9 protein-coding genes are annotated in these 11,132 nt (G+C 49.8%); 7 read left to right on the top strand and 2 right to left on the bottom strand.

Features of this window, described 5'->3' with window-relative positions:
- From guaD to dcp, 5 genes are all read left to right on the top strand, one after another.
- Positions 1–1,235, top strand: a 1,235-nt coding sequence (guaD, locus tag VJY99_RS03340) for a guanine deaminase (protein ID WP_324116316.1), incomplete at its 5' end; no start/stop codon positions are given.
- A complete protein-coding gene (xdhA, locus tag VJY99_RS03335) occupies positions 1,232–2,668 on the top strand; it encodes a xanthine dehydrogenase small subunit (RefSeq protein ID WP_324116314.1) in 1,437 nt (478 codons plus the stop codon). The genes guaD and xdhA, both read left to right, overlap by 4 nt.
- The gene (gene xdhB / locus VJY99_RS03330; protein WP_324116312.1) at positions 2,658–5,003 is read left to right on the top strand and encodes a xanthine dehydrogenase molybdopterin binding subunit; all 2,346 of its coding nucleotides are present in this window, start codon (positions 2,658–2,660) and stop codon (positions 5,001–5,003) included. Before xdhA ends, xdhB begins: the two co-directional genes overlap by 11 nt.
- Positions 5,000–5,773 carry a xanthine dehydrogenase accessory protein XdhC gene (xdhC, locus tag VJY99_RS03325; protein ID WP_324116310.1) on the top strand — a complete coding sequence of 258 codons (774 nt, stop codon included), beginning with the start codon at positions 5,000–5,002 and terminating at the stop codon, positions 5,771–5,773. Before xdhB ends, xdhC begins: the two co-directional genes overlap by 4 nt.
- Before the next feature lie 114 nt (positions 5,774–5,887).
- The gene (gene dcp, locus VJY99_RS03320) at positions 5,888–7,933 is read left to right on the top strand and encodes a peptidyl-dipeptidase Dcp (protein WP_324116308.1); all 2,046 of its coding nucleotides are present in this window, start codon (positions 5,888–5,890) and stop codon (positions 7,931–7,933) included.
- Between the two features lie 7 nt (positions 7,934–7,940).
- Here the strand turns inward: dcp and VJY99_RS03315 are convergent, their stop codons facing one another.
- Together VJY99_RS03315 and VJY99_RS03310 are read right to left on the bottom strand one after the other, a co-directional pair.
- Complete coding sequence (locus VJY99_RS03315; protein WP_324116306.1) at positions 7,941–8,582, bottom strand: helix-turn-helix domain-containing protein; 642 nt, start codon at positions 8,580–8,582, stop codon at positions 7,941–7,943.
- 132 nt (positions 8,583–8,714) lie between these two features.
- Complete coding sequence (locus VJY99_RS03310; RefSeq protein ID WP_324116305.1) at positions 8,715–9,380, bottom strand: helix-turn-helix domain-containing protein; 666 nt, start codon at positions 9,378–9,380, stop codon at positions 8,715–8,717.
- Positions 9,381–9,784: 404 nt separating this feature from the next.
- On the opposite strand from VJY99_RS03310, the gene VJY99_RS03305 reads away from it, so the two are divergent.
- Positions 9,785–10,315: a fimbrial protein gene (locus VJY99_RS03305; RefSeq protein WP_324116303.1), complete on the top strand. Its 531-nt coding sequence runs from the start codon at positions 9,785–9,787 to the stop codon at positions 10,313–10,315.
- 60 nt (positions 10,316–10,375) lie between these two features.
- Positions 10,376–11,053, top strand: coding sequence for a fimbrial biogenesis chaperone (locus tag VJY99_RS03300; protein WP_324116300.1), 678 nt, complete (start codon positions 10,376–10,378; stop codon positions 11,051–11,053).
- The last annotated feature ends 79 nt before the right edge of the window (positions 11,054–11,132 follow it).

The following is an 11,132-nucleotide window of genomic DNA, read 5'->3' as shown; positions in this document are numbered from 1 at the left end:
ATGAAGATGCGCTGTTATTTCTTAATGAAGGGATGATCGTTGCGCTCGTGCCTTGGGAAGAAGGGCGTACGCATTTGCGTAGCGAAAGCGATTATGTCGATTATCGTGGCAAATTAATTATTCCAGGTTTCGTCGATACCCATCTGCATTATCCGCAAACAGAAATGATTGGCGCGTATGGCGAGCAACTCCTCGAATGGCTACAGACTTATACATTCCCTGTTGAGAGCCAGTTTCAGGATAGTTCACACGCGGCGAAAATGTCGGCGTTCTTCCTCAGCCAGTTATTAAGCAACGGTACAACCACGGCACTGGTGTTTGGCACTGTGCATCCGCAGTCGGTTGAAGCACTTTTCAGCGCGGCAGAACATCTCGCCATGCGGATAATCGCCGGAAAAGTGATGATGGACCGTAATGCGCCGGACTACTTAACAGAAACGCCAGAGCAAAGTTACCTGCAAACCCGTGAACTGATTCAACGCTGGCATAAAAAAGGGCGTCTTAACTATGCGCTGACGCCGCGATTTGCCCCAACGTCTTCGCCTGAATTGCTCAAAGTGGTACAGACCCTGCACGAGGAGTTTCCGGATACCTGGCTGCATACCCATTTAAGTGAAAACAGTGCGGAAGTGGAATGGGTGAAAGACCTGTGGCCGGAATCAGAAAGCTATCTTTCTGTCTACCACCAGTACCAGCTAACCGGTAAACGCAGCGTATTTGCCCACGCCATTCATTTACAGGAATGCGAGTGGGATTGCCTGCACCGTACTGAATCGGCCATCGCTTTTTGCCCGACCTCCAACCTGTTTCTGGGAAGCGGCCTGTTTAACCTCAAACAGTGCCATGACCGGGGGATCCGCATGGGAATAGGCACTGACGTTGGCGCAGGCACCACCTTTAACATGCTACAAACCCTGGCCGAAGCTTACAAAGTCGGCCAGTTGCAAGGCTACCGACTGTCGGCCTGCGAAGCGTTTTATCACGCCACGCTGGGTGGGGCACATGCGCTGGATTTAGATGACAAAATCGGCAACTTCTTGCCAGGTAAAGAGGCGGATTTTGTGGTTCTGGACTTAGCCGTCACACCATTGCAGAAACTGCGGTACGCCAACAGTCGGGGTATTTATGAAAAATTGTTCGTGCTGATGACGCTCGGCGATGATCGCAACATCTGGCACACCTGGGTTAACGGCAAATGCGTGTGGGCTCGCGGCACGCTGGAGGCTGCGGCATGATTCAATTTTTGCTCAATCAAACATTAAAGACCCTGGATGATGTTGACCCAAATACTACCGTGTTGAACTGGTTGCGCGGCAGCGAACAGCGTAGCGGCAGCAAAGAAGGGTGCGCATCGGGTGATTGCGGTGCATGCACGGTGGTGCTCGGGCAAGTTGATGGCGAGAAAATGCGATATGACACCGCCAATAGCTGCATCACGCTTATCAGCCAGTTGGATGGCAAACAATTGCTGACAGTTGAAGACTTATCAGAAGGCGGCAAATTGCACCCGGTTCAGCAGGCGATGGCCGATTGCCATGCCTCACAATGTGGTTTCTGTACCCCAGGTTTTGTGATGTCAGGTTTTGCATTGCAAAAAAATAACGGCGACCCACAGCATCCAGATATCGAAAAGCATCTTGCAGGAAACCTTTGCCGTTGTACCGGCTATCGCCCGATTATTCAGGCGATGCAGCAAAGTTGCGGCGCGTATACCGATCAGTTTACACGAGCAGAGCCGCAAACCGTTGCACGCTTAAAGTCGCTGCAACACGCGCAGACCGCCGAGTTGAGTCAAGCTAACCGCTGCTTGTTACCCAAAACCGTTCAGCAACTGGCGTTGCTTTATCAGCAAAATCCGCAGGCTCGTTTGCTGGCGGGTGGCACCGATTTGGCGCTGACCATTACGCAGCAATTCCAGACGCTACCGCTGATTATCTCGCTTAATCAGGTGGATGAACTCAAAACGATTTCCGTCACCGATAACCTCATCCGCATTGGCGCGATGGCAACATTACAGGCGTGTCAGGACGTATTGCAGTCATTGATCCCTGCATTTGCGCAGGTGCTGGACCGTTTTGCATCAACACAAATTCGCAATCACGCCACACTGGCGGGTAACCTGGCGAATGCTTCGCCCATTGGTGATGGTGCGCCGATGCTACTAGCACTCGGAGCCAGTCTTGAACTGCGTAGCACGGACACCGTCCGCATTCTGCCACTTGATGAATTCTTCCTTAGTTATCGCAAAACCGCTTTGCAGGCGGGGGAGTTTATCAGTGCGGTTCTCATTGAACGGGAAGCGGTTTCCCCGACATTCAGCGCATGGAAAGTCTCCAAACGGTTAGATGATGATATTTCTACGGTGTTTGGTGCGTTTAATCTCCACGTTGATGAGGGGGTTGTGACGCGAGCTCGGCTGGCATTTGGTGGCATGGCGGCGGTTCCGGCGCGAGCGAAAGGCGCTGAAAATGCCCTGATCGGTTTGCCGCTCAACCCGCAAACGCTGGCTCAGGCATGCACGGCATTGGCCGATGATTTTCAACCGCTCAGCGATTTCCGGGGTACGGGAGCCTATCGACTGAAACTCGCACAAAACCTGCTGCGACGCCTGGTGCTACAACACACTGAGCCGACTCATGCGCTGGAGGTACAACACTATGTCAACTAATCCAGTGCGCCTGCAAGAACAGGCATTAATCGAGCAGTTTTCTCGCAAAATGCGCGGTGGCGCAGGCGAAAGTCGCAAGCATGAAAGTGCGGATAAACATGTCAGCGGCAAAGCGGAATATATCGACGACAAACTGACACTACCAGGAATGCTGTACTTGTGCCCGGTTCTCAGCCAGTACGCGCATGCACGGATCCTCAATATCGACATTTCTGCGTGTTACACCGTTGCTGGTGTGGTGCGTATTTTTGGCTGGCAGGATGTGCCGGGGGAGCTGGATATTGGCCCGTTAGAACCAGGCGACCCACTGTTTGCCCGCGACAAAGTTGAATATCACGGCCAGGTGGTCCTGACGGTGGCGGCCGACTCCCCAGAAGCGGCACGCGCTGGCGCGCAAAAGGCCATTATCGAATATGAAGTCCTCGAACCGGTGCTGGATGTAGAAGAGGCTTTACGGCGTGAACTCTATGTCCAGGAACCGCATGTTCATCAACGCGGCGATGCCGATGCTTCGCTTGCCACCGCACCGCACCGTATCCAGGGGCAATTTCATATTGGCGGCCAGGAACACTTTTATCTTGAAGGGCAGATTGCAGTCGTACAGCCTGGTGAAGATGGTTGTGTCACGGTCTGGTCGTCTACTCAACATCCGACTGAAGTGCAGAAGCTAGTGGCCTCGGTACTTGGCATCACGATGAACAAAGTGACGGTGGATATGCGCCGTATGGGGGGCGGGTTTGGTGGCAAAGAAACCCAGGCGGCGGGGATTGCCTGCCACGCAGCCTTGGTGGCGGCATTAACCGGGCGCCCAGCCAAAATGCGTCTATCACGGCGCGACGACATGCGTATTACCGGTAAGCGGCATCCATTTTTTGTGCGTTATGAGGTGGGGTTCACCGATGAAGGCATGCTAAATGGGGTGAAAATCGATCTGGCAGCAAACTGCGGGTATTCGCTGGATCTCTCCGGATCTATCTGCGATCGCGCGATGTTTCACGCTGATAATGCTTATTACCTCGGTGATGCGCGAATTACTGGCTATCGCTGCCGCACCAATCTGGCGTCCAATACTGCCTACCGCGGATTTGGCGGGCCGCAGGGCATGGTCGCCATTGAACAGATTATGGACCACATTGCCCGCGAGTTGAGCCTTGACCCGTTGGATGTTCGCAAGCGCAACTACTATGGCGACACCGAGCGCAATGTCACGCACTACCATCAAACCGTTGAACACAACATCATGCCGGAAATCACCCGCCAGCTTGAGACGAGTGCCGATTACCCTCAGCGCCGCGCGCAGATCAGAGCGTTTAACCGCACAAGCCCGGTGCTAAAACGTGGCCTGGCGCTCACGCCGGTAAAATTTGGCATCTCCTTTACCTCCAGTTTCCTCAACCAGGCTGGGGCGTTAATACTGATTTACACTGATGGCACTGTGCAGCTAAATCATGGCGGCACAGAAATGGGCCAGGGATTAAATACTAAAGTGGCACAGGTGGTCGCTGAGGTGTTGCAAATACCCGTTGAGCAGATTCAGGTCACGGCAACGAATACCGGCAAAGTGCCGAATACATCGCCGACGGCGGCTTCATCGGGTGCGGATCTTAACGGTAAAGCGGCGGAAATCGCTGCACTCACTATTAAAGAACGGCTGGTAGAAATGCTCTGCCGTTTGCACAGTTGCGAAGCGGAACAAGTGGTGTTTCGTAACGGCGTGGTGAAAGTCCCAGGGCGGCATTTTACTTTTAATGAGATAGCAAACCTCGCCTGGCTAAACCAGGTGCCGCTGTCTGCCACCGGGTTCTACAAAGTGCCGGGCATTCATTACGATCGCGCTGCCGGACGCGGGCAGCCGTTCTATTACTTCTCATACGGCGCGGCTTGTTCGGAAGTCATCATTGACACGCTGACCGGAGAGTATCGCCTGTTGCGTACGGATATTCTGCATGACGTTGGCAATTCGCTGAACCCTGCACTCGACATTGGGCAAATTGAAGGTGGATTTGTGCAAGGCGCAGGTTGGTTAACCTGTGAAGAGTTGGTTTGGGATGACAAAGGACGGTTGTTGACTGACAGTCCCATGAGTTACAAAATCCCGGCAATCAGCGATGTGCCAGCCGACCTGCGGGTGAGCCTGCTCGAAAATCATGCCAATCCTCAGCACACGGTTTACCGTTCCAAAGCTGTTGGTGAACCGCCATTTATGCTGGGAATTTCCGTGTGGTGCGCCTTACAAGACGCCGTAGCAAGCGTAAATGAATACCGTAAACACCCGATGCTGGATGCCCCCGCCACCCCGGAACGCGTATTCTGGGGTTGTCAGGAGGTGCTATGAACGACGATGAGTGGATAAGTATTCTGATGCAGTTGCGCGAGCGTCGCGAACCTTGTGTGTTGCTGACTCTGCTGGCGGATAAAGGCTCGGTGCCGAGAAACTGTGGCACTAAAATGATTGTTGGGCGCGAGCATACTTATCTGACTATTGGCGGTGGGCACCTGGAATATCAATCTGTCGCCATGGCACGTGCAATGCTAGAAAACCAAAGCACGGTGCCGCATACCGAGCATTTTAATCTGGGCGCAAGGCTTGGGCAGTGTTGCGGTGGGATGACGACGGTGTTATTTGAACCGCTGATTCAAGCACAACCTCAAATTATCGTTTTTGGCGCAGGCCACGTCGGGCAAGCGCTGGTGGCGCTGTTATCAACGTTACCCTGTCACATTACCTGGGTTGATGAACGCCCAGATTCGTTTGCCTGCGTACCCCAAGGGGTGCATATCGTGCAGACTGATGATCCACTGGATGCCGTACACGCAGCACCTGCGAACAGCTATTTTATTGTGATGACCCACAGCCATCCTCGGGATCTGGAATTGACCGAAGCGATACTTAAACGTGGCGACTACCGCTATCTTGGCCTGATTGGATCGCACACCAAGCGCCAGCGCTTCGAGTATCGGCTGGCGGGAAAAGGGGTGACGGCTGACCAACTGAGTACCTTGCGCTGCCCGGTGGGGCTGGCGCAAGTCAAAGGTAAACTCCCTACAGAAATTGCTGTGGCCATTGCCGCAGAGTTAATTGCTGTGTATCAGGCGGCGAGTTGAGCTTGGCGGATGACGCTTACGCTTAACCGCCCTACAATCATTTAACTTTCCTCGTAGGGTGGAAATGCGTGAGCCTCTTCCATCTTACTGCTGGCCTTACTTCAGGAGTTCAGGATGCTGTCAGTTAATCCGTTTTTTTCCCTCAGTTTATTGCCTTATCAAGCCCCTCATTTTGATGACATCAAAGACAGCCATTATCGTCCGGCTTTTGACGAGGCCAAACGCATTAAGCGTGAAGAGGTAGCGGCGATTGCTCATGACCCCGCTGAACCCAACTTTGAGAATACTTACCTGGCGCTGGAAAAAACCGGACAAATGTTGGGGCGCGTAACCCAAGTTTTCTTCGCCATGACCGCGGCAAATACCAATGATTACCTGCAACAACTGGATGAAGAGTTTGCCGCCGAATTAGCCGAACTCGCAGATGAAATGCGCCTGAACAGCGTGTTGTTTTCACGTTTAAATAGCGTGTACCAGCGTCGCCTTTCCCTCGGTCTTGATGACGAATCCCTGCGTTTGATTGAGGTCGTCTGGCAGAGTTTTACCCTTGCGGGTGCCACTCTTAGTGACGATAAAAAAGCGCGCCTGAAAGTGCTGAATAAAGAAGCCGCGCAGTTGAACAGCCAGTTCAATAACCACCTGCACGCAGCCAATAAAGCCGCGGGGCTGGTGGTTGACAACGTGGAGCAACTTGACGGGTTAACCCCTGCGGAAATTGCCGCTGCGGCGCAACATGCCACTTCAAAAGGTCTGGATGGGAAATACGTCATTCCGCTGCTGAATTTTACCCAACAACCGGCGCTGCAATCGTTACGTAACCGCCAAACGCGTGAACGGTTGTTTAAAGCAGGTTGGGAGCGGACTCAACACAACGACAGCCACGATACGCGCGCCATTGTGGCTCGCCTCGCGACGTTGCGTGCGGAACAAGCGCAACTGCTGGGGTTTGAGAACTACGCCGCCTGGAAAATTGCCGACCAAATGGCCCAAACCCCACAGGCTGCATTGCAGTTTATGCGTGATATCGTGCCCGCGGCGACCGCACGTGCACAGCGTGAATTAACCGATATTCAACAGGTTATTGACCAGCAGCAGGGCGATTTCAAAGCACAGGCCTGGGACTGGGCATTCTATGCCGAACAAGTCAGGCACGCGCAATACGACCTCGATGAGGCGCAAATTAAACCCTATTTTGAACTCAATAACGTGTTAACCAATGGCGTCTTTTGGGCGGCGAGTCAGCTTTTCGGCCTGAGCTTTGTTGAACGTTTTGATATTCCCGTTTATCACGACGATGTGCGGGTGTGGGAAATTTTCGATAAAGACGGGCGCGGTATGGCGCTGTTCTATGGCGATTTTTTTGCCCGCGACAGCAAAGGTGGCGGCGCATGGATGGGCAACTTTGTGGATCAATCCACGTTGCTTGAAACCGCACCGGTGATTTACAACGTCTGCAACTACAGCAAACCGGCAAACGGTGAAGCAGCACTGATCTCCTGGGATGACGTCGTAACGCTGTTCCATGAGTTTGGCCATACGCTACACGGGCTGTTTGCGACCCAACGTTATGCGATGCTTTCCGGCACCAACACGCCACGCGATTTTGTCGAATTCCCTTCGCAAATCAACGAGCATTGGGCGCGTGAACCGCAAGTATTTGCTCATTATGCGCGCCATTATCAAACCGGCGAACCCATGCCAGAGGCGCTAAAAGAGAAGTTATTCCGCGCCGCGCAATTCAATAAAGGCTACGACATGACGGAGTTGCTTTCAGCCGCATTGTTGGATATGACCTGGCACAGTCTGCCAGCTGAAAGCGTGGTGGATGATGTGGAACAGTTTGAAGCCGATGCGCTCGAGCGTGAGCAGATTAACCTGGCAGCCGTGCCGCCTCGTTACCGCAGCAGCTACTTCGCCCATATTTTTGGCGGCGGTTATGCCGCGGGGTATTACGCCTATATCTGGACGCAAATGCTGGCGGATGATGGCTACCAATGGTTTGTGGAGCAGGGCGGGTTAACCGCTAAAAACGGCCAGCGTTTCCGCGAGGCAATATTGTCGCGTGGGAATAGCCAGGATCTCAAAGCGTTATATGACGAGTGGCGCGGACATGCACCGTATAGCGAGCCGATGCTGGTGAACCGGGGATTAGCAGACTAAACAGAGACTAATATTTGGCGGGTAAATGATGCAATGCGATGAGAATGCCATCGTCGAGTTGGATATACCCGCCTTGTTTTAACTGTGCGAGCATTTTCATTATGGTGCTACGTGAGAGTCGTGTTCTTTCAAGCACGTATTTTGCAGCCGAAGTCGATTCCCGCACGCTGGCAGGTTCATTCATCAACGCCATCAACTGAAAACGCAGCACTTCATAGGTTGAAGGGGCAGTCATAATGATATTGGTGAGTAACAGGTTGGCCGTCACTTTAGCAATGTGGTTCACCAGTAATTGCCAGGAATTCGTCTCACCAATCAATTGTTGTGCATAGGTTGTAGTGAGGATGGCAATTTCAGATTCTTTCAGGGTTTCTAGATACAGCCCGGTGGTTTCAGGTAACAAATTGGTTATGCCTGCGATATTGGGCACTGGCATTGAAGACACGACAAAACCATCGATATCTCGACCCACTTTGATTGAGCCAGACAGAATGATGTAGCACATGTTCTCCCCGCCAACGGAATAGTAAAGCCGACGATGTGCTGGGATTTTTTCAAAACTGACATGCGGGCTCAGCAAATCGATAAGATCAAACGTCGCCTGGGACTGGATAAGGGTTGGCAAACCTTGCGCTGATGAATCTTTCATATCGACACTATTCACAATGAAAATAATTAATTTAAATCTAGCATAGAAATTCATGCAAGAAACATCATCTTTGTAACAATTACTTGTTAATTAACAATCGTCTATGCGAAGCGCATTCTTTCGTTCAGGTTTTCAATATTTCAAAGGAATGTTATTGATGCCGATCAGACATCCTCGTTCCGTCGTGATATAGCCACCTGTTTTCAACTGAGCAAGTATTTTCATAATGCTGCTGCGTGATAAGAACGTCCGGCTTTGTATGTAGTTTGCAATGCTGACGCTGCTTCTAATTTCTTGTGTCTCGCTCATTAATTCGTAGAGCTGATAACGAATAAGATCATATGAAGATAATGATGAGATCTTAGTACAGTGGTCGTAAACACGGGTGACAGTGTATATCAATAATGCGGACAAACTTTGCCAAAGATTCTCTTGTGCAATAATCTCATTTGCCACTTGCAAAGGCATCCAGCTTACTTCGGATTCATCATGAGTCTTGATGTAAATATAGTCAGGATCAGTGAGTTGAGTGCTCATACCAAACACATAAGGCGCGGATTCCGTATTTAAAACCATTCCATCAATACTACGATAAAGCGATACGCTACCTTTATGTAATAGATAACACTTCCTTTCATTACTATCCATGTAGTTAATAATTTGGCGTGGTTTTGTTTCAAATTTGTTAGATTCGATATTTAGGCTTGTGATTAACTGCTCAATTTCCGCAATAGGTTTTTTATTTAAGATGGTTAAATCATCTGTAAAAAATGGATTTTGTTGTTCAAATACAGACATTTATATTCTCTTGATAAAGACCAGGAACATTCCTGTGTGGGGCTATATACGGCTGCATTATGGTTAAGAAGATTTATTAAGTGAATAAATGTTACGGTGTAAAATTACACCGAAAAATGCCTTGAGTTTAATGCGGGGTTTGTTGAAAATTGATTCAAGCAGTGAATTGGTATGAAGTTCAAAAATCCATTTATTAATATAGATTCAGTTTGAGTGACTTATCACAATAAACGGATTGGTAGTTAATAAGGTAAATCAGTTTTGTACTCCATATCACCGTTCGCTGTACATACAACATGATGATGCATGGAAAACCTGACGATATATTTTCGTTATTTCTCAATAATGAATAGGGCTTGTTTTGCCTGAATATAAAGTCATATAAATATATAAAGGAAAATGTGATGAAAAAGAATTTACTCGCTGTTGTTATTGCTGCTATCTCCGCTGTATCTGCTTCTAATGCTATGGCAACTGCAGGCACCGTGAATTTCACAGGTGTCATTCTGGATACAGCTTGTACTGTTGATGTGGCTTCTCAGAACCAGACTGTTCCATTGGGCGAATACAATAAGTCTGAATTCACCGCAATGGGTGTTGTGACAGCGGCTAAGAAATTCTCTATCGTGCTGAAAGACTGCCCTGAAGCAATCAAAATTGCTCACGTGCGTTTTGACGGTGCACCAGTCATTGCTGATTCTACTCTGTTGGCTATCGACAGCACTGTTCCGGGTGCCGCAACGGGTGTTGCAATCAATCTGATGACTGCAGACAAAGTTCAACTGCCACTGCATGGCGAAAACAGCTATCGCTACTCCCTGACTGACACTGCTGACAACGTTCTGGATTTCTACGCTCAGTATAAATCAACAGCTGCAACAGTGACTGCTGGCCCGGCAAACTCTGTAGCCAGCTTCTCTGTTATTTATAACTAATATCCAGACAGACATGACAAGGGGGCCGGATTTCCCGGCCCTTTTTTACAGAGGTATCAAATGAATTTTGTAAGTAAAACTTTAATTGCCCTGGTTATAGCCGGTACGGCTATTTCTGCTGCCAATGCAGGAGTTGTAATTGGAGGAACCCGGGTGATTTATGACGGCGGAAAAAAGGAAGCTTCACTGAGCGTCAATAACCCGGATTCCGTGCCATATCTGATTCAGTCATGGATTGACACCCAATCAGGTGGCGCTGAGAAAGCTCCCTTTATTATCACGCCGCCTCTGTTTCGTTTAGACAATGGGCAACAAAATATATTGCGTATCGTGCGAGCCGGGAATTTGCCCGATGATAAAGAATCAATGTACTGGTTAAATATTAAATCTATTCCTTCTGCTCCTAAAAAGGAAAATACGCTCCAGGTGGCGGTAAAAACCCGCATTAAGTTAATTTATCGCCCGGAAGCATTAAAGAAAAATATACCGGAAAAAGTTGCGGGTCAACTGACCTGGCAGAAAGTTGGAAACCAGCTGCAGGTAACTAATCCAACCAGTTACTATATGAATTTCAACCAGATTACGGTTAGTGGTAAAACAGTCCCGGACGTGAGTTTTGTGGCGCCGGGCGGTACTGCACGCTTTAATTTACCTGCGGGTGTTTCATCTGGCCCACTGAGTTTTAAATTAATCAGTGATTATGGCAGCACCGGTGAAGCTCATAATGCGTCAATTTAATAAACCGAATTAATGCTTCCCGGGCGTACAGGGTAGTACGGGCCAGAATGATATAGCCTGATATATACAGGCAGGAAGT

The sequence above is a fragment of the Buttiauxella sp. genome (assembly GCF_035271705.1).
In the GTDB taxonomy this organism is placed as follows: Bacteria; Pseudomonadota; Gammaproteobacteria; order Enterobacterales; family Enterobacteriaceae; genus Buttiauxella.
Note: the sequence above shows the minus strand (reverse complement) of the source record. Positions and strands in the feature narration are given on the sequence as shown.